Origin of the sequence: Gimesia aquarii (genome assembly GCF_007748175.1) — a bacterium.
GTDB lineage: Bacteria > Planctomycetota > Planctomycetia > Planctomycetales > Planctomycetaceae > Gimesia > Gimesia aquarii_A.
This window is the reverse complement of the sequence record NZ_CP037422.1, coordinates 2,442,290-2,461,949: the sequence shown is the minus strand read 5'-3', so window position 1 is coordinate 2,461,949 and position 19,660 is coordinate 2,442,290. Positions and strand designations below refer to the sequence as shown.

Genomic DNA, 19,660 nt, shown 5'->3' with positions numbered 1-19,660 from the left:
GGCCTTTATTTTTTAAGTCAGTAAGTCGTTCAAAACAAGTTAGAGTAAAATCAGTGTTTTATTTATCAGAAAACCCTGCTTCAATTGTGAATGTTCCAATCTCGGAATCGAATGCAATACAAATTGGAATTACGTTAGAAGGGTAATGTACCGTGTGTCCTATTCCGGTGATAATATTGGGGATACTGATTGATGCTTCCAGATGCTCAAGTTGAGCTTTTGCTGACCCTGCAATCATGTTTGCTAATTCGCAAACTGCATCGCAGACCTCATCGTTAATTTCGTCTGTTGAAATTCCAACGAGTCGATCTAATACTCCAATGCCAACACTTTTAGATAAACTCAGAACAAGAGTTCCGGCTGCTTTTCCCGAAATTCCAATGACTGCGCTTAGTTCATGTTGGGGGATATGATCTGCCTTTAAACTCAATCCTGTCCGTTTTGGCGTGCATTCCAGCATCATCTCAAAAACAGAAACTGTTGAGCTGATGATGGGATTCACAAATTCAGCAGTGAGTTCCGATTTACCTGTAGCAGTTGATGTCATTATCGCGTTCCTGTTTCCTGAGAATCATTTAAATTCTATAAATCGATTCTTGTTCGGTATTTCGAGAATATTATGTTCACTTTTTCAACTCTGATGTTGATGACTGAAATCAACACCTTCATTTGAAAAGCGGAAAATGCGTTTTCAAATTGTTGTGCATTTAGAACATAGATCACGAAAAATTGGATGTGACAAAATATCAACACGATACTGGTAAGAAAAATTACTCCCTAGCCGGAAGATTGCCATGTATTCCGAATTTGAGGAATATGCTGGAGGTATTACTCTTCAGGGATAGTAAGAAATGCCTCCGACATGACAATAACTATTATGCAGAAGTGAATGATTGTCTGCTGGAAGAAATGAGTGTTAAACCTCCACTTTGTTCTTAAAAAAGAGAGATCGCTGTGTTCTTGATGAGAAGTTTTGAAACAAGATAATCAGCTCTGAATATCGAGATATGCACTTTTCATTTTAATTACCCTTTTGAGCCAGTGGCGCTATAGTCTTAGAGAAAATCGAATTTGACATTAATCAAAACTTGCTGTTGAGTAATTGAATCCAGATCGTTTACTATTGGTATACGTGAGTTATAGGTAATGATTCATTTTTACAGTTTTGCACCTCTGCTTTTAATCTATCTGGAAACACATTTGTCCTTTCATGCTGAACGATTCAACATTTCTCATCATGAAGTCAGAGGATTACGTTCAGTCTGATAGTAATTCATGCTGATATAATTAGTAGTTTCACCTTATCAAAAAAATATGAATTGAAAACCTATGACGCAAACACATCGAGAGGATGACTTTGAGTTTGCACAAGAGGTTAGGAAGACTTGTCATCAGTTAAATAATTTTTTGACAGTATTGCGGTGTCAGCATGATTACATGGGGGTATTACCCTCAGAAGAAATCAAAGCTGAACTGGCTAGTGTATTAAAAGATCTAGATCCTTTAGTGGAAGCGGCAGCAAATCAAATTCGAGAACTTTCTACGAAATGTAACACTCTTTTAGAAGGAACTCAGAAACAATAAAAAGCGGAATGTAGATTGAACCATTAGTTAATTGATGTCTATAAATTCTCAGTACTATTTTTATCGGGGGCCACTATGCTTACTTCGACTGATCTGATACGCGTTGTTTTGGTAGATGACCATCTAATGCTTGTAGATTCGTTGGCTTCACGCTTTCAGAAAGACTCAGGAATTGAAGTCGTAGGATCGGCAGCGAATGCTGATGAGGGACTTGCTCTGGTTCTCGAAACTCAACCTGATGTTGTCATCTTGGATGTTGAGTTGCCAGGTCGTGGATCATTTGATATTGCCGAAGAAATTTCGACAAGATTAAAAAACACAAAAATGATTTTCCTGACAGGCTATCTCTCTGATATTTTCATTGACCTGGCTTTAAGAGTCAACGCGGTTGGCTATCTATTAAAAGGGGAACCGATTGAGTCTTTGATTCACGCAATCAGGAAAGCCGCTCGAGGCGAATATTGCTTTTCGCAGCCAGTTCAGGAACGACTGATCTTTGACCACAAAAAGAATTGCTACTCAATTCAGTCCGAGAGTATGCTCACATCCTTGACATCCCGTCAGATCGAAGTGCTCAGACATTTGGCGCGAGGGAAAAGTGTCAAAGAAGTCGCTCGCTCCATGCATCTCTCTGAGAAATCCATTGATAGCCACAAATATCGCATTATGCATAAGTTGGGAATTCATGATCGAGTGGAATTAGCCCGTTATTCGATTCGAGAAGGTTTAACACTTCCATAACTCCATGAAAGCACGATTCATTATTAGGAATGAATCGTGCCACGTTGTTTAATCAAACGGTCAATGGATTCGATTTGTAAAGGTGACAGCTCAAAGTTCATTGCTTGTGCGTTTTCTTCGATTTGCTCAGGTCGTTTTGCGCCACATAACGCACACGTGATGCCCGTCTGTTGAATCGTCCAACTGATCACAATTTGAGCGATTGTGCGTTGTAACTCTTCTGCTAATATTCGCAATTGATCGATAAAGTCCTGATTTTTTTCCCACTCTGCTCCATGAAACATGGGATATTTTTGTCTGCCATCTTCCGGTGCGAACTGATGATCGCGTGGAAGTTTACCGGCCAGTAATCCTTTCATGAGAGGCCAATAAACCATGACAGAAACATCGTTCTCGATGCACCACGGCAAACGGTCTTGTTCAATATCGCGTTGCAGCATGTTGTACCGCGGTTGATAAGCCGAGATCGGACAGACCGCCGCGAATTCCTGAAGCTGTTCCAGCGTAAAATTTGAAACCCCAACAGACAGAATTTTTCCGGCATCCAGTAATTCTTTGAAGGCGCCCGCTGATTCACTTACGGGAATTTCAGGATCGGGACCATGTAAATAGTAAAGTTCCACTCGGTCTGTCTGCAGTCTCTTCAGACTTTCATCACATTCCTGTTTGATTCGTGCTGGTGATGCATCTCGTATTTGTTTTGTACCAGCCCAATGGATGCCACCTTTAGTAGCGATTACAATCTGGTCTCGTTTCTCTCCTAGTGCTTTTGCTATCAAGCGTTCGCTTTCACCATCATAGCCATAGCAATAAGCGGTATCAAAAAAATTGATGCCGGAATCAAGAGCTGCATTTAACGTCGCCAGACTTGCCTGTTCGGTGACATCAACACTTGTGACTCCGGAAATCGGCCAGCATCCCATCGCGATGGGTGTAATTTGAATCTCCGTCGTTCCAATATTTCGCAAGGGGGGCATTCCATACATTCCTGTAAAAGTTCAAACGTGAGAGTGATGTCTGATGACTGTGGGATGGTGATTCAGTTTGAAATCAATTAAACTGTTTTGCGTTCATTTCAAAGAACATCATAGAGTTTACACAAGACAAGAGAAGGCAAATTGAGAGTATGTGTGCACGATTTTTCTTATTTTCGCCTGATGAAGAGATCATGAGATTGTTCCAAATGGTACGATTTCCTCGGATCTCTCCTCGTTTTAACATTGCTCCTTCACAGCCTGTCTTAGCAATCACAAATAGCCGGGATGGTTTTCAAGTAAATCATTTTCAGTGGGGTTTGATTCCCGGCTGGTCTAAAGATCCCGCTTCGGGACAGGCGATGATTAATGCACGTTCGGAAACCGCTGCTACAAAACCGAGTTTCAAAGGCGCGTTTCGCTATCGCAGATGTCTAATTCCCGCGAATGGCTTTTACGAATGGAAGAGCGCGGGAAATCGTTCGAAACAGGCGATGTGTGTACGTTTGAAAGAGGCACCGTTGTTCGCGATGGCCGGATTATGGGAGCAATGGCAGGGGCCCGATGGTACTGAATTAGAGACTTGCTCTGTGTTAACGACTACGGCAAATGCGTTGTTAGAATCAATTCATCCCCGCATGCCCGTGATTCTGGAGCCAAATCAATTTAATCGTTGGCTGAGTTCGGAACGCACGCCCATTCCGCAGTTGGAGAGTTTGCTGCAGACTTTTCCAGCAGAGGAAATGGAGGCGTTTCCAGTCAGTTCCTATGTGAATAAAGTGGCCCATGATTCTCCTGAATGTATTGCGCCCATCCAGGAACAGAAAACGCTGTTTTAGTTTTTGTTTTCTGGTGGAGGGAAGAGCGAGAGAACGGGTTCGATCTCTTCAAGATGGGCAAACAGGTAGTCCGGCTCGCAATCTCTGAGTTCCTCCAGAGAATAAACGCCCGTGGCGACAGCGATGACATTCGCCCCAATTGCGCGGGCACAGTGGATATCGCTGGGAGTATCTCCGATGACCCAAATCGAAGCGGCTTCGAGTAATTCCGGAGCATGACGTTCTTGAATCTGGTTCAATGCTACATGAGCGACGTCGTTTCGGTCTGAATGATGATCACCATAGGCACCAAACTCAAAAAAGTGGTCCAGATCGTAGTGTTCCAGCTTTTGACGAGCTCCATGTTCAAAATTGCCAGTAAGCAGACCCAGGTCGACATGTGCGTGTTGGGAGAGCGCTTCCAGGATGGATTTGATTCCTGGCAGCACACGGCCTTGTTTCTCTTTTAGTTTTTCTGCAAGCAGATTCAGATATCCTGTTTCAAATCGTTTTCGATTCTCGCTGGTATTGGGAATCTCAAAATACTTGAACAGATCCGTCATGATGGCATGATCGGTTCTGCCTGCGGTGGGAATCCCTTCAACGGGAGCGGAGACCTGAAACTCTTCTTCCAGCATATGCAAGATCGAGCGTTGGCCGGCTCCACCGGTATCGATCAATGTTCCATCAATATCAAACAAGCATATGTGCATTTCGTATCGTCTTCTAAGGTGAGGGGAGTGACTGTGAGTAACACTCTATTCTATACACCTTGCATGACTTCGGAAATGCGGTTTGTGGATGTAGGAGCACCTTTTATTTCAAGGTTTGCACTTTTGATCACATCTGAGTCTATATGTTCCAGACTTTGCTCATATCCTGCCAGGAGTGCCAGATCACAAATCTGATTGATTTTTTGTGGCGTTCCTGCTGTCGTTTTCTGAATTTCTTCGAATGCGTCATCAGTAAATACAGACTTTGAACAACCTGATTGACTCAGACGATGAACGATATAGTTTTGGGTCATTTCCAGGTCGAATGGCGCGAGTTCGATGGCGAGATCTGATAAATGAGATACGTTGGATGCCTGTCCGGAGTTCAAATTTTCAAAGGTCGTCACAATGGATAACGAAGGGTACTGCTGGTTTCCGGAATACAGTAAACGTTCAATCGACTTGAGACACTCAGCATGACTTTTATCCACATGATCCAGGAGCAAGATGACGCGGCTTTGAGTCAATTGGAGACCAGTGAGATAATCGGCCAGGGATCGCCAGAGTTGAGGCAGCGCGGTTGTGTGAGCTGGCCCGAGACGTAACTGAGCACAGACCTGCCATAGAAATTCCTCTTCTGTTAAGCCAAGGAGATCAATGTATTCACAGCGATGCGGGCTGCGTTTCAATAAATACTGGAGTACTTTCAAAGTGAGTGTTTTGCCTGTACCCGAAGGACCTGTAAAGACAGCGCCTTTTTTTTGTTCTTCAGCGACAAATAAAAGTCGCGCGAGTGCCTCTTCGTGGAGTTCGCTTTCGAAAAAATATTCGAGATCTAGTCGTTGATTGAAGGGAGCTTGTGTGAAATTCCAGAAATCGCAATACATAATATTTTTTGACCTGTTGAATTTTGGGTGAGAATCGATCTGTCCAGATTCTCTTTTCCTTGCAGAACCTACAGGGATCGAGATACCATCCAATGAAAGAGACGCCATGTTCAGAGGGCTAGATGAATAGCCTGCTCTGAGTGTGAAGTTTCCCTGATTGTTAAAATCGGTCATTCAATACCATCGGCATGACTGAGCACCGCCTGGCTATTCTATGTTTGTCCAACTTACGTATTTTAAAGAGCTTAAAGTTTTTCTAGAGCGCGTCCCATTTAACTAGAGCGGCTTCAACACGATTTTTTCTTGGTGCAAATAGACTTGCAGACGTTGCAATTAACCTGGATTCAGTCTGGTTGAACCCATTCCGAGAGCATTTATGCCACACCGATTTTATTTTGAAGGTTCTTTGGACCCCGATCAGTTGCTTTTGGAAGGTGGCGAAGCACATCACGGGCTTCACGTCTTACGGCTGCAGATCGGTGATTCCGTGCTGGTATTTAACGGAACGGGAGCTGAAGCAGAGGGTGTCATTACAAAAACCTCTCGCAAAATCATCGAAATTAAGGTGAGCGGGCGACGCGAAACCCCTGTTGAGACACAGGTTCCCTTGATTTTAGCCACTGCAGTCCCGAAAGGAGATCGCTTTCGCTGGTTGGTTGAGAAGGCAGCGGAGTTAGGTGTCAGTAAGTTGGTGCCCCTGATTACCGAACGTAGTAGTGTTGATCCAGGCGAGAACCGTTTGAAAAAATTACAACAGACGATCGTCGCGGCAGCGAAGCAGTCAGGTCAAACCCGCATGATGGAATTGGCGGCCGTGCAGAAGTGGGATGATTTTTTAGAAGAAACCTCTCGCTCTGAGTGTCAGATGTTTGTTGCGGATCCACAGGGAACAGGGCTCGATGTTTTGAACACGATTTCAACAAACGCTTCGTCCGGCGCTTTGGTATTACTGATTGGGCCAGAAGGAGGTTTTTCTCCTGAAGAGCTCGACTCGGCATTGGAACAAGGCGCAAAGCCGATCAAGTTGAGTAAGGGGATATTACGAATTGAAACGGCGGCGATTTTATTTGCCGGACTGATTCGCCTGGCTAGCGACCAGAGGGACTGATCGGTAGAGAAGGGGCAGACTCATTAGCCAAACAGGTACCCCGACCGAATAAAGAGCGCGACACTATAGATCACAACTCCCGCTACAACCAACGAGCCGAAGTTCAATAAGTTGCGTCCTGTGTTGAACTTTTTCCTAGCAACGATTTGTGCAATTATCGTCACGACCGCAACCAGTCCAAATTTAAAATAGACCATTCCTTTGATTCCCCAACTGGCGAGAAAGAAGTTCGCGATCTGGTTTGACTCTCTGAAATTACCTGTCACCAGCAGGATATAAGTCATGAAGACATCCAGCGCATTCACCAGGATGAAGATACAGGTTTCACGCTCCAACGGTAGCTGATGAGTCCAGATAGGCCCCTTGTTTTTTTCTTCGGGAGGTTCAGAATGAGTTTCTTCCATGATCAAAGCTCACTAGAACAAAAAAGGTAACGTTAATTTACAATTAAACCAGTTTACGCAGTTCGTTGATGTAACCAGGGATCGCTTCTTTGGGTTCTTCTTTTGCTTCGTATTCTAGCACAATAAAATTCTTATAGTGCGCATCTTTTAAAATTTTAATAATACGTGGAATATCGGCGGGAACCTCTTTGCCGCGCATTCCCATTTCCACTTTGATCTGAGCATTAATTGCCAATGGAGCGATTTTTTTAAGATCAGCGTAAGGATCTTCTGTTCGGAAATTTCCACTATCAAAATTAATTCCAAAATTAGGTGCCTTGTTGACACCATCAATGATTCTCATCATCTGCTCAGGCGTAGAAGTAATCCCTCCATGATTTTCGAGTGCCAGACTCACTCCTTTTTGCTCAGCATATTTGAGGGATTCATTAATGCCTTTCTGACACATTTTGATCGCCTCGGCCTCATTGCCTCCTTTGGGAACGCGGCCTGCAAAAATTCGGATGACGGGAGCCCCGAGAGCGGCCGAATAGTCGATCCACTGACGTGTCATTTTGAGTTGGGCATCACGGGCTGCACCTTTGGGAAGACAGAAATCGTTGCCGATTGCAGTGCCAGAGACTTCCAGCCCCAGTGAACCGGCCAAGTCTTTTGTCTGCCTGAGATAATCATTGCTGACAGGATTTGGAAAATAGTAGCTGGTCAATTCGCAACCATCGAGTTTCAGTTCCCCGCAGTAGCGAACAAAATCCATGATGTTCATCGTCACTGGGGTTTTCTTCGGTCGTGGCTTGGGCCAGCTTTGTTTCATATAACGATGGAATGAATAGGCGGCCAGACTCAGTTTGTTTTTTTCTGGAGCAGCTTTCTTCTGAACTCCCGCTGACAATTGTGTGTCTGAAATCAGTGAGCCTGCAGTCAGTGCTCCGAATCCCAAAAGGGAAGAGCTTTTCAAAAAGTGACGTCTACTGGTTTCTTGCTCGATCTGAGTTTGCAAATCAACTGCCATTATGTTTACTCCAGGAGTGGGGCTAATAAAATGTACGGACTTATTTAAGTAGTGACTATGTCTGGAAAATCAGCTCGTTCATTTTGACAAATGTCGGACCGTAAAGAAACCCTCGATCTGAAAAACAGGCAGAATTGCAAAGTTTCCAAGGATGGCTAAACTTACTCTATTACTGTAGATATCACTGACAGTGTACCTGTTTGTTTGCTACGATATGCGACCAGGGAAATCGCCCTGTCACGTTTTAAACCAAACTTAGACCGGGCCATGATGCCCATCACAAAATAGGAAGACCGGACACAATGCCTCGTTATGACGCCAAGCGGATCGAAACCAAATGGCAGGAATATTGGGATCAAAAGGAAACATTCAAGGTCGGAGATTTTGTTGAAGGCAAAGATAAGCTCTACGTGCTTGATATGTTTCCCTACCCGTCTGGTGATGGCTTACACGTAGGGCATCCGGAGGGATATACGGCAACGGATATTGTCTGCCGTCATGCCCGTATGCAAGGCAAGCAGGTTTTACATCCTATGGGCTGGGACGCCTTTGGCTTACCCGCCGAACAGCATGCTATTAAAACAGGCACGAACCCTCGTGTCACCACTCAAAAGAACATCGATACGTTTCGTCGTCAGTTGAAAATGTTGGGTTTTAGTTATGACTGGAGCCGCGAATTTTCCACGACAGATCCTGATTACTTCCGCTGGACCCAGTGGATCTTTCTCCAATTGTTCGAGTCCTGGTTTGATAGTGAGTGTGAGTGGACAGGTCCGGATGGTAAAAAACGTGTCGGTCGCGCGAAACCGATTAGCGAGTTGCCCATCCCTGAGAAGGTGAAGTCGGCCGGCGAGGACGCGATCCGCCATTATCAAAACCGTCATCGACTGGCTTATCAGCATGAGGCGCCAGTTAACTGGTGTCCTGCTTTGGGAACGGTTTTGGCAAACGAGGAAATCATCGATGGCAAAAGCGAACGGGGTGGCCATCCCGTCGAACGAATTCCCTTACGTCAGTGGATGCTGCGGATCACCAAATATGGAGATCGGTTGATCGACGGTTTAGAAGGGCTCGATTGGTCTGAATCGATCAAGTCGTTGCAAAAAAACTGGATCGGTCGTAGTGAAGGCGCGGAAGTTGATTTCTTTGTCGGTGCCGAACACGAAAGTGATTCTTTGGAACAGGCTTTCAAAATCTGGAACGCTTCGCGCGGAGAAACAGGATTTCCGGAAGAGCCTGATGCGGATGTCTTACGGATTTATACAACGCGTCCCGACACATTATATGGTGCCACTTATATGGTGTTGGCGCCGGAACATCCATTTGTTGACCGCTTGACGACGGCTGATCAGAAACAAGCGGTGGAAACCTATCGCCATCAGGCAGCACTCAAAAGCGACCTTGATCGAACAGATTTGGCTAAGGAAAAAACGGGTGTTTTTACGGGAAGCTATGCGGTGAATCCAGTGAATGGTGCACAAATTCCGGTTTGGATCGCCGATTACGTTTTGATCAGCTACGGCACCGGTGCCATCATGGCGGTCCCTGCACATGATTTGCGTGACTGGGAATTTGCCGTCGAATTTAATTTACCCATTATTCCTGTAGTGGAACCCCCCGCCGGCTATGAACCTTCGAAAGAAGAGTCGGCTTTAGAAGCAGAAATCGAGGGAGCAAAACGGACTCCGTTTTCCGGTTTGGGAACGGCCATTCATTCTGGAGAATTTGACGGTATGAAGACCGCCGAATTCAAAAAGAAAATTACCGCCAATCTTGTTGAGCAGGGGCTTGGAAAAGGAGCTGTAAACTATCGTTTGCGCGATTGGCTCTTCAGTCGACAGCATTTCTGGGGCGAACCCTTTCCCATCTGGCACGAACTCGACGCCGAGGGAAAGATCACCGGTTTAATGCGTCCCGATCCAGAAGAGAGCTTGCCTGTCGAGTTACCCGAATTGAAAGAGTACAAGCCGGCAGGAACTCCGGATCCTCCGCTTTCCGCGGCACCGGATGAGTGGTTATTTAAAACCGACTCCGATGGGACCCGATTATTGCGTGAAGTGAACAGCATGCCTCAATGGGCGGGCTCTTGCTGGTATTATTTGCGGTTTGCCGACCCCAAAAACAATGAGCACTTTGTCGATCCGGAAAATGAAAAGAACTGGTTACCCGTCGATCTCTATATTGGTGGTGGCGAGCACGCAGTCTTGCATTTACTTTATGCGCGATTCTGGCATCAGGTTTTATTCGATCGTGGTCACGTGACCTGCGCGGAACCATTCCAAAAGTTGGTCAACCAGGGCATGATTTTAGGCGATGTTGAATTGACCGGTTTCCAGAGAACCGATGGTAGCTGGATTTCTTCAAAGGCTGTTGAAGAATCAGATGAGTCTGAAACCAAGTGGATTGAGAAAACAACTAAAAATCCGATTACAGCCGTGAAGTTACAGTCCGATCAGGTGCAAAAGCAAGGAGAAGATTTCACACTGGTCGAAGACCCTACGATTTATGTGAGCAGCCGCGCTTATAAGATGTCGAAGTCACGCGGGAATGTGATCAACCCTGATTTTGTTGTCGAGCAGTATGGTGCCGATGCATTACGTATGTATGAAATGTTTATGGGGCCTTTAGAAGCGACAAAGCCCTGGAGCATGAGCGGCGTGGATGGCGTCTCTCGTTTCCTCGGGCGTGTCTGGCGATTGATGGTAGAAGAACGCGCGGAAGCTGTCACTTTAACTGATGTCGTTTCCGATGATGAACCTTCCGAAGACCAGCTTCGTATTTTGCATAAAACGATCAAAGCGGTCACGGAAGACATTCAGAAATTGTCGTTCAACACGGCCATCAGTCGTATGATGGAATTCACGAATGCAATGGGACAGGAGAAGGTGCGTTCCAAGGCCGTCTTGTCTGACTTCGTTTTAATTCTTTCACCGTTTGCACCGCATATCGCGGAAGAACTCTGGAGTGTTCTCGGTCATACTGATTCATTGGCTTATCAGCCGTGGCCGAACTATGATGAATCGTTATTGCAGGAATCAGTTGTCGAAATTCCAGTACAGGTCAACGGAAAATTACGCGCGAAGATTTCAGTTGCCGTTGATGCGGATCAAGCAACCATGCAACAGGCGGCCGAACAAGACGAAACCGTAGTACGGTTCTTGGAAGGGAAAACGGTTGTTAAGACCATCGTCGTGCCGGGTAGAATGGTGAACTTCGTTGTGAAATAAAACCAGGTGTCCGGAACCAAAAACATTTAAAGAAGCACGATTCTTGTAGGGTCGGACCCATGTGTCCGACCGAGTTTGTTGATGAGTTGTTGTAAAATGATCAATGATTGGGAGTCTATTTGTACTTTGTTTTTAAGATTTGGACGCTGGATCACAGCGGGCGAACACATGGGTTCGCCCCTACCTGGGGTCACTCATGCCTCAAACTAGTCAATACCCAACATTGTGATTTTGTTGCAAGAGACTGATCATATCGATTTGAAAAACGATGACAGGGTTGTATTCCGTGATGATGTGAAAGCGAAATCCTCTCGCAGATTTTACTCTTCATCCAATCGTCGGGTGTCACTGTCGGCTTGTCCGACAGTGCATTTCAGTTGACTAGTACCAAGTAAGGCAGCTTACAAATGCTCTGTTTGTTCTTAGAAAACAACTAGATCGCGTTCAATATAACCATAGCAGCTTCAGCCTCTTATACTCGATCCAAATGACCCTGGAGACGCTACAACAAACTTGGGTACAGGCTAATACGAGCATAATACATTTTCACTGTCGGCAAGCCGACAGTGCCACCCAATTGCGCTGAATCGTAGTCTGAAATTGCGATCTCCTGCTCGCTATGCTCGGCCCGAATTGTATTTAGGCCCATTCAGTTTGTATGTGATTGTAACAACGCGAATTTCGAATTATGCTAACATAGACTCTACTCTTCATCCAATCGATAAAGTGGTTGGCTGATTCCCGTAGCATCGACGGACCAGGGAAGCCAGATAAACGAGACTTCGTTCACCATTAAGTCGGACTTGCGTGGGCGGACGGGATATTCTTCGATCTCGAAATCTTCAGGATGAATGGGTTCTTCCAGCTCATCTAATTCCTGCTGAAATGTTTCTTCGAGGTCGGCGTATTTTTGTTGTTGTACTTCCAATGCTTCTTTGGCGCGTCCGATATCGCCATGTTCTTTGGCCGCTCTTCCCATATTTCGGGCGGCTGTGGAGGCTTTCCGAACATTCGTGGCACTGGCGATCTTTCTACCCATGAGGGCTCCGAAAATGGTGGTTCCAATTGAAAGAAACGTACTCATTTTTTTGTCACTATATTGTGCTTCTTCTCGTGCCACGCGTTCCTCAGCCGTTCGGATTCGGTTTTTGATGGTTTCGAATTTGGATGCATATTTGGTGCGCAATTTCTCAATTTGTAAATCGCGTTTTTCACGCATCAGTTGTTTGAGTCGTGCACGAAATGACGCTTCATCTTCGTTTGGTTCGGAATACAGTTTTGGGCTGGCGCTAAACCACAGCTTGAGTGGATGTTCCTGATAGAGCCAGGTCTTCAGCTTCTTACTCCATGTACGATACTGTGCGGGTTTTGTCATCTCGCTGGCAACTTCAGCGAACTGGGCCTGTTTTGCGGTTTCGTCGTCGTATTCCAGATTGCCGGGAGGAATCAGAGTTGCCTCATCCCAAAGTGATTCCGGCAGGTCGCCCGTGATCGCAGCCAGCATCGCGACATCTTGCCAGAGATCGACTTTCGATTTGGCGTCGGCATAGCGTAGCTTTGCCACACCAATAATTCCCGGTCGATAAACGAGGCGACTTCCTTTGGTCAACATGGTCGACGGGGTAAAGATGCGTTGTTTGATTTCAGCAGGAATCGGCGGAGGCTGGCTCGGATCGCTTTCCGGCGTGGCAGCAATGGTTGGTGCAGTAGCACTAGTATTGGCTCTTGCTTCAGCGGTTGCGATCTTGCGGGGTTCCATCAGTGTTTTAATCTGGTTGCGTGTCAACGGGCCGCGCAGATAGGAGAGTGCCCATCTCGTGTGGAATATGACGGGAGCGTCTTCATGTACGTTGTGTAACAGGAAGACCCGGCTTCCCAGATCAGATAAAATCGATTCCATTTGCTGACGATCAAATTGACTGCCTGCGGTGCCTGAAGCGCTTTCCAATCCGTCCAATACGCGAGCTTTGTCGCGTTCGGTTTGCAGACGACCTATAAACCAGGTGCCTGTGTTCGAAAGGCCTTTGTAATCCAGATCGACCGGGTTTTGTGTGGAGAGGACCACTCCCAATCCAAAGGCACGGGCCTGTTTTAACAAAGTCAACATTGGTGTTTTGGAGGGTGGGTTGGCAGTGGGAGGAAAGTAACCGTAGACCTCGTCCATATACAGGATGGCACGCAAACTCGATGTGCCCGATTGACTGCGCACCCAGGCGAGTACTTCATTGAGGAGAACCGTCACAAAAAACATGCGTTCTGATTCGGAAAGATGTGCAATCGAAAGCACGGAGATGCGTGGCTTACCTTGTTTTGTCATTAACAGACGTTCTACATTCAATGCGTCTCCCTGCATCCAGGCTTCAAATCCCGGAGAGGCGAGCAGATTGTTCAGTTGCATCGAGAGTTTCATGCGATCTTTGGAAGGATAAAACGTGTCCAAGTCCAGAAAGCCAATCTTTTCGAAAGGGGGGGCCTGAATTTCCTGAATCAGACTGGCAACGGAGACGTTACGTTTTTCTTTCCAGGCATTGCTGAGAATATTCGAGAGTAGAATGTGTTCACGGCTATTAATGGGATCGGCATCAATTTTCAATAAAGCCAGTAAACCAGAGACTGCCGACATGATGCGATCTCGGAACGCATCACTATCATTCAACACAGCCTCGCTGGGGGCATCAAATGATTTTAGAACAGAAATTGGCAAACCGGCATTACTGCCGGGCGTATAGATGGCCATATCGACGGCAGACCGCAGACGTTCGATGCGGGAGGCATCCTGCTGCCAGTCGGCAAGGCCTTGTTTCCAGAGTTCGGCAGTCCAACGCGCGAATTCGTCGGGAGTTTTTCCTTTGCGGACGGCTTCACTTTCTTCAACCCAGGGGCGAAAGTCAGCCGGTTTCAAATCGGGAAAGGTAAGCAACAGGTTTCCCAGATCTCCTTTGGGGTCGATGGCGATGACGGGAATATCATCGATGGCGGCTTCTTCCAGCAATGATAAACAGAGCCCAGTCTTGCCGCTGCCGGTCATACCGACACAAACCGCATGTGTGGTCAGATCTTTGCTGTCGTACAATACCAAATCGTCTTTGGTTGTATCGTTTTCCAGATCATGTTCTCGACCTAGATAGAATGCGCCCAGCTTTTCATAGGATTGATCAGTCATTGCTCACCATGAAACGTATGAAATTATTGCCAGAAAATGAAATTGGCCTTTGATCAGAATCAAAACTTAAACAGATGTGTTTTGGGATGATTTCTAAAAAAGAATTGTCCATCATCGCGTTAGAGATAGACTACCATGAGAGACTGCACATTTCACGTTTTGAACGAAGATCTTCGCTCATATTTTTTAATCTTGAATCAGTTGCTGCGAACCATTAGCGGGGTTCTTCCTGTTCGGGAATCACAGCGAAACACGCGAGTACTTCTTCCGGTATGCGCCGTGGAGTCAGATTTTCATAATTCACGAATGCCCAGTTTGTTTCGGCTTTCACCAGAAGCTCAGAATCAAGGGGCCGTACGATTTGATATTTCCGTAGAGATTTGACCTTTTGAAGTGTGGAAATCCATGTTTGTACGATAATTTCCTGACCCACAAACGCCGGTTGTAAATACTCAATATAGTGACTTCGGGCGACCCAGCCGATTTTCAGTTCGCGGTAGCGACGGGCTGACCAGCCATTGGCGGTGGAGTGTGCTACCGCAGCGTCCTGTAGCCATTTTAGGTAAACCACATTGTTGACGTGTCCGAGCCCGTCAATTTCCTCCTCGGTGACTAAATGGCGGTATTCATAAATGCGATGCATGGAATTTCTATCCTGGATTATGTTATGGTATCACGCGAGATAATTGTGTGCTGTGTTGAATTTCACAATACAATCATCTGTTTTGAAATAGTGTTCCTAAATGAAATTGTAATTGAATTAGAGTTCTATGAATAATGTAACGTCTCTTCCAGTGGTAATCGGTTTAGGTGAATTGCTGTGGGACTGTTTTGGTGATGAAAGGCGACCTGGCGGCGCGCCGGCGAATGTCGCGTTTCAGGCAAATCAACTGGCCTGTCAGGGAATCGTCGTCTCGCGTGTGGGGCAAGATCCATTGGGAACCGAATTGCTGGATTTCTTGAAACAGCAAAATCTTGCTACAAAGTACGTGCAGATTGATACGACATTTCCCACTGGCACCGTGACGGTTGAGTTTTCTGACGCCAATGATCCACAATACACGATTCACGAACGGGTTGCCTGGGATCACTTAGAGTTTAATCAACCATTGGCCGAACTAATGAATCAGGCCAAGGCGGTCTGTTTTGGTACTTTGGCTCAGCGAGAGAAAACCTCCCGAGAATCAATTTATCAGTGTCTTGCGGCGACGAACGCTGATTGTCTGGTTGTGTACGACATCAACTTGCGGCAGGAATACTTTGATCGGAGTTGGATCGAGCGTTCTTTGTCTTTAGCAAAAATCGTCAAATTAAACCTGGATGAAGTAGAGGTACTGGCGGGGCTGCTAGAAATCTCTGTCGGTGATACAGGTTGGTTTATCGAACACATTCAGAAAGAGTATACTGTGGACGCGGTCTGTATTACGCGCGGGGCTGAAGGATGTTTGATTTATGCCGACGATCAACAATATGATATTCCCGGCACTCCGGTTGAGGTCGTTGATGCGGTGGGAGCCGGCGATTCATTTACCGCGGCTTTGATTTCGCGTCGTTTATTAGGCTGGTCCTGGGACAAGGCGGCTTTGTTTGCCAATCGTGTGGGAGGCCTGGTTGCCAGCCATGCAGGAGCAATGCCTGTGTTACGTGCCGAGTTTGAGCGGCTTGGCGAGGAAATTCAGACTCGTTAAGATCTTGTAAGTTCTTTCGATTTTAAACCTTTCATTAGAGTGAGGATGGATATGATGTCACGTTTTACCCCGTGGATTCTGTGTCTGGCTGTTTCTTGTTTAGCAGGCTGTCCCGGAGAAACCCCTACAGCCAGTGATCCTGAGGTTCCCCAAGCGACTTCCCAAAAACAGTTGGAAACACTTCCTGCCGGCGGAGACTTTCAGGTTTTACTGGAAACGACAAAAGGAAATATTGTATTGGACGTGCATCCTGAATGGTCACCCAAAGGGGCCGCACGCTTCAAGGAACTGGTGGAAGAGGGCTTCTATAATGATACTGCATTCTTTCGCGTGATTGATGGGTTTATGGCACAAATCGGTATTAATGGAGATCCTGCCGTACACGCCAAATGGAAAGATAACAACATTATGGATGAGCCTGTGGTCGAGTCGAATAAACGGGGCTATGTCTCTTTCGCAAAATCAGGTTTGCCTAACTCGCGTTCAACACAATTTTTTATCAACTTTGGTGATAACTCAAATTTAGATGGCATGGGATTTTCTCCTTTTGCGCAAGTCATCGAAGGGATGGATGTGGTCGACGATCTATACGACGGTTATGGTGAAGGGGCACCAAACGGGCGCGGACCCCATCAGGGAAAACTGGTCGAAGGTGGAAACGCTTATTTGAAAAAAGAGTTTCCGATGTTGGACTACATCAAAAAAGCGACCATTGTTGATGGATCTGCGAAAGAGGGAGCGAAACCAGAGGCGGCGGCTCCTGATGCAAAAGCAGACAAGAAGCCAGCAGAGCCTGAGAAAAAAGAAGAAGCGAAGCCAGAAAAAGCAGCACCTGAAAAAACGCCTGCCAAGAAAGACGAATAGTCTTTCGATCAATCATTCACCGGCATGCGCACAAAGGGAGCCCGGATGCAATCCAACGCATCCAGCTCCCTGCTGGCTGCCTGAAATTGGCCTTCGGTTGTGCGGTGCGTCATAATAACCAGGGGAACGATGGGGTAGTTTTCCGTCTCATCGACTTCGGGTGCTTCATGCTGCACCAGACTGGCGATACTGATTTCGTGATTTCCCAGCACGTTCGTAATGTCTGCCAGTACGTGAGGGCGGTCTTCTACGTTTAAACGCAGGAAGTACCGCCGCGAAATGTCTTCGCGTGGCAGGATTTGAATATTTTGACTGGAGTTCCAGAGATTCAATCTCGGGAACGTAATGGCGGCCCGACCGACGGCGACATCGATTAAGTTAGCAACGACGGCAGACGCTGTCGCCATTTGCCCGGCTCCCATACCCGAGAGCCAGACTTTTCCCACAGCATCACCTTCCAAAGCGATTTTGTTATAAGCGTCTTCCACGTGTGCTAACGGGTTATCATTACGAATCAGCGTCGGTTGCGCGTGCATTTCCAGTTGACCGTCCAGTAATTTGGCGACCGCCAACAGTTTGACGGTGTAACCCAGTTCGTCAGCATATTGTAAGTCAGCCAGTGAAAGCGAATCGATTCCCTGTCGCAGGAATTGATCAAGATTGACTTTCACTCCCAATGCCAGTTGCACAAGGATTCCTAATTTCTGTGCGGCATCAGTGCCATCTACGTCCATGGCGGGATCGGCTTCTGCATACCCAATTTCCTGGGCAGTCCTCACAGCGTCTGCATAGCTTGTATTGTGGGAAAACATTTCGGTCAGAATATAATTACTGGTTCCATTCAGGATGGCTTCAATCGAAATAATTTGATTCGCAGTCATGGCTTGCGTAACTGTTTCGATTAAAGGGACTCCCCCTGCGACTGCTGCTTCGAAACAGATGCAGCGACCCAACTCTTTTGCGCGCTGGAATACGAGCTCTCCTTTTTCACAGAGGAGTGCTTTGTTGGCGGTGATAACATCTTTGCCACTTTCCAGGACGCGCAACATAATGTCATAGGCGGGATCGATTCCGCCGACCAGTTGAAGTACCACCTCAATCGTAGAATCATTGATGACGGATTCGACATCATCGGTCAGTACTCCAGCAGGAAGGTTGATGTCACGTGTTCGTGAAAGATCTCTTACGACGGCCCGTTTGAGGTGTATGGGGCGGCCTGCCCGCGCGGTCATTTGTTCGGCGCGATTGAGCAGAATTTTTGCGACACCACTGCCTACGGTACCCATACCGATAATGGCCACATTTAAAGGAGAAGACGACATTCCAGATTCCTGAATTATAAAACGATGAATGGTAGCGAGGGGGACTTGATTTCCGCATCGTACTATAGACGGTTCCCCAGGCAAGTGGAACCAATGCCGTCAAAATCAGTTGGTTTCAGGATGAGAATCGCGTTGGATGTGTCGATTTTGCCGGTCAATTCCGAAGAAGACAGCAAATGCTGATAGCATAGCCTGTGAGAGACCATGAAATGAAAGAAGCGCATTTTCACCGCTCGCTGTTATTCACAGGCGAGTAATTCCTTCGTGCTCACAAAGTTTCGCCAGCATGCGTATTTCTCATGCTTGACCTGTTGCAGCAACACGGGGTTACGACTGGGCTTTGCCGGTTTTTGCAGCAGCTTCATCCCGGCTTGCGAAGGTGTGCGGCCTCCTTTTTTCGTATTACAGCGACGACAGGCGCTGACAATATTTTCCCAGCTCATGCCTCCGCCGTGAGAACGGGGGACGACGTGATCCAGACTAAGTTGCTTCACGCCGAATTTTTTGTGGCAGTATTGGCATCGATAACTGTCTCGAATAAAGATATTGCGGCGGTTGAATTTAATCGTATTGTTGGGGATGCGATTATAGTGCAACAGGCGAACAACACGGGGAACCTGGATTTCAAAATTCACGGAAAAGATCCAGTCTTCCAATTCCGTTCGTTCATTGAATTCAGATCTCAGCTCACTGATTTCAATCCAGGAACTGAAGTCATAGTTCATAAAGCTGCCATCTTCAACACTGATGACTTCCGCAATGTCTTTACTGAGCAGACAAAAAGCGCGTTTGGCAGAGATCACGTGAACCGGCGAATAAGTCTTATTCAGCGCCAGAACACTCGCCTGCATGGCGCTAGACTGTGTCTTCCCGGTAGTTGCAGATATCATACGCCGCCCACCCTCCAGATCACTTAGCAAGGTTATGGCAATATCAAGGTGCAGTTTAAATCAAAACGACCCCAAAAAACAAACATTGGAATTGCCGGGCATGATACCGTAACTGATGCACCTGTCAATTCATTTTTTCCGATTCCGTCTTTAATGAGGCGCGCACCCTCACCGTGTTTATTTTACCTTTGAGAGGGGGGGCTCATCAACCGTTTTACAAAAATGAGCTCAAAGTACGCTGAAAACTGCTTCAGTCGCTTCATTAAAG

General features: G+C 46.5%; 17 protein-coding genes. 7 read left to right on the top strand and 10 right to left on the bottom strand.

The window, feature by feature from the left end; genetic code table 11:
• Window positions 1–58 precede the first annotated feature (58 nt).
• Window positions 59–547, bottom strand: coding sequence for a chemotaxis protein CheX (locus V202x_RS09730; protein WP_144989718.1), 489 nt, complete (start codon window positions 545–547; stop codon window positions 59–61).
• A 782-nt stretch (window positions 548–1,329) separates the two neighbouring features.
• Here V202x_RS09730 and V202x_RS09725 point away from each other — a divergent pair.
• Both V202x_RS09725 and V202x_RS09720 read left to right on the top strand, forming a co-directional pair.
• Complete coding sequence (locus V202x_RS09725) at window positions 1,330–1,584, top strand: hypothetical protein (protein WP_145173645.1); 255 nt, start codon at window positions 1,330–1,332, stop codon at window positions 1,582–1,584.
• A gap of 75 nt (window positions 1,585–1,659) precedes the next feature.
• A complete protein-coding gene (locus V202x_RS09720) occupies window positions 1,660–2,325 on the top strand; it encodes a response regulator transcription factor (protein WP_145173642.1) in 666 nt (221 codons plus the stop codon).
• A 23-nt stretch (window positions 2,326–2,348) separates the two neighbouring features.
• Here V202x_RS09720 and V202x_RS09715 read toward each other — a convergent pair whose 3' ends face one another.
• Window positions 2,349–3,302, bottom strand: a complete 954-nt coding sequence (locus V202x_RS09715; protein ID WP_145173639.1) for an aldo/keto reductase — start codon at window positions 3,300–3,302, stop codon at window positions 2,349–2,351.
• Window positions 3,303–3,451: 149 nt separating this feature from the next.
• Here V202x_RS09715 and V202x_RS09710 point away from each other — a divergent pair, with 149 nt between their 5' ends.
• Window positions 3,452–4,138 carry an SOS response-associated peptidase gene (locus V202x_RS09710; protein WP_261343764.1) on the top strand — a complete coding sequence of 229 codons (687 nt, stop codon included), beginning with the start codon at window positions 3,452–3,454 and terminating at the stop codon, window positions 4,136–4,138.
• Here the strand turns inward: V202x_RS09710 and V202x_RS09705 are convergent.
• Both V202x_RS09705 and V202x_RS09700 read right to left on the bottom strand, forming a co-directional pair.
• The gene (locus V202x_RS09705) at window positions 4,135–4,830 is read right to left on the bottom strand and encodes an HAD family hydrolase (protein WP_145173633.1); all 696 of its coding nucleotides are present in this window, start codon (window positions 4,828–4,830) and stop codon (window positions 4,135–4,137) included. The two genes, V202x_RS09710 and V202x_RS09705, sit on opposite strands and share 4 nt — an antisense overlap.
• A 50-nt stretch (window positions 4,831–4,880) precedes the next feature.
• Window positions 4,881–5,717 carry an ExeA family protein gene (locus V202x_RS09700; RefSeq protein ID WP_197993312.1) on the bottom strand — a complete coding sequence of 279 codons (837 nt, stop codon included), beginning with the start codon at window positions 5,715–5,717 and terminating at the stop codon, window positions 4,881–4,883.
• Between the two features lie 376 nt (window positions 5,718–6,093).
• Between V202x_RS09700 and V202x_RS09695 the strand changes: the two genes are divergently transcribed.
• Window positions 6,094–6,825: an RsmE family RNA methyltransferase gene (locus V202x_RS09695; protein ID WP_145173627.1), complete on the top strand. Its 732-nt coding sequence runs from the start codon at window positions 6,094–6,096 to the stop codon at window positions 6,823–6,825.
• A 23-nt stretch (window positions 6,826–6,848) separates the two neighbouring features.
• Here the strand turns inward: V202x_RS09695 and V202x_RS09690 are convergent, their stop codons facing one another.
• Complete coding sequence (locus V202x_RS09690) at window positions 6,849–7,229, bottom strand: DUF5658 family protein (RefSeq protein ID WP_145173624.1); 381 nt, start codon at window positions 7,227–7,229, stop codon at window positions 6,849–6,851.
• Between the two features lie 43 nt (window positions 7,230–7,272).
• Window positions 7,273–8,238: a sugar phosphate isomerase/epimerase family protein gene (locus V202x_RS09685; protein WP_145173621.1), complete on the bottom strand. Its 966-nt coding sequence runs from the start codon at window positions 8,236–8,238 to the stop codon at window positions 7,273–7,275.
• Window positions 8,239–8,540: 302 nt separating this feature from the next.
• Between V202x_RS09685 and leuS the strand changes: the two genes are divergently transcribed.
• Window positions 8,541–11,465 (top strand): leucine--tRNA ligase, encoded by a 2,925-nt coding sequence (gene leuS, locus V202x_RS09680; protein ID WP_145173619.1) that lies wholly within the window; start codon window positions 8,541–8,543, stop codon window positions 11,463–11,465.
• Window positions 11,466–12,168: 703 nt separating this feature from the next.
• Here leuS and V202x_RS09675 read toward each other — a convergent pair.
• Together V202x_RS09675 and V202x_RS09670 are read right to left on the bottom strand one after the other, a co-directional pair.
• Window positions 12,169–14,628, bottom strand: a complete 2,460-nt coding sequence (locus tag V202x_RS09675) for a helicase HerA domain-containing protein (RefSeq protein WP_145173616.1) — start codon at window positions 14,626–14,628, stop codon at window positions 12,169–12,171.
• Between the two features lie 214 nt (window positions 14,629–14,842).
• On the bottom strand, window positions 14,843–15,271 hold the full coding sequence (locus tag V202x_RS09670; protein ID WP_145173612.1) for an acyl-CoA thioesterase: 429 nt from the start codon (window positions 15,269–15,271) through the stop codon (window positions 14,843–14,845).
• Between the two features lie 127 nt (window positions 15,272–15,398).
• On the opposite strand from V202x_RS09670, the gene V202x_RS09665 reads away from it, so the two are divergent.
• Together V202x_RS09665 and V202x_RS09660 are read left to right on the top strand one after the other, a co-directional pair.
• Complete coding sequence (locus tag V202x_RS09665) at window positions 15,399–16,316, top strand: carbohydrate kinase family protein (RefSeq protein WP_145173609.1); 918 nt, start codon at window positions 15,399–15,401, stop codon at window positions 16,314–16,316.
• Between the two features lie 51 nt (window positions 16,317–16,367).
• On the top strand, window positions 16,368–17,180 hold the full coding sequence (locus V202x_RS09660) for a peptidylprolyl isomerase (protein ID WP_232098925.1): 813 nt from the start codon (window positions 16,368–16,370) through the stop codon (window positions 17,178–17,180).
• Between the two features lie 8 nt (window positions 17,181–17,188).
• Here V202x_RS09660 and V202x_RS09655 read toward each other — a convergent pair whose 3' ends face one another.
• On the bottom strand, window positions 17,189–18,502 hold the full coding sequence (locus V202x_RS09655) for a homoserine dehydrogenase (RefSeq protein WP_145173606.1): 1,314 nt from the start codon (window positions 18,500–18,502) through the stop codon (window positions 17,189–17,191).
• A 239-nt stretch (window positions 18,503–18,741) separates the two neighbouring features.
• A complete protein-coding gene (locus tag V202x_RS09650) occupies window positions 18,742–19,392 on the bottom strand; it encodes an HNH endonuclease (RefSeq protein ID WP_144989689.1) in 651 nt (216 codons plus the stop codon).
• Between the last annotated feature and the right edge of the window lie 268 nt (window positions 19,393–19,660).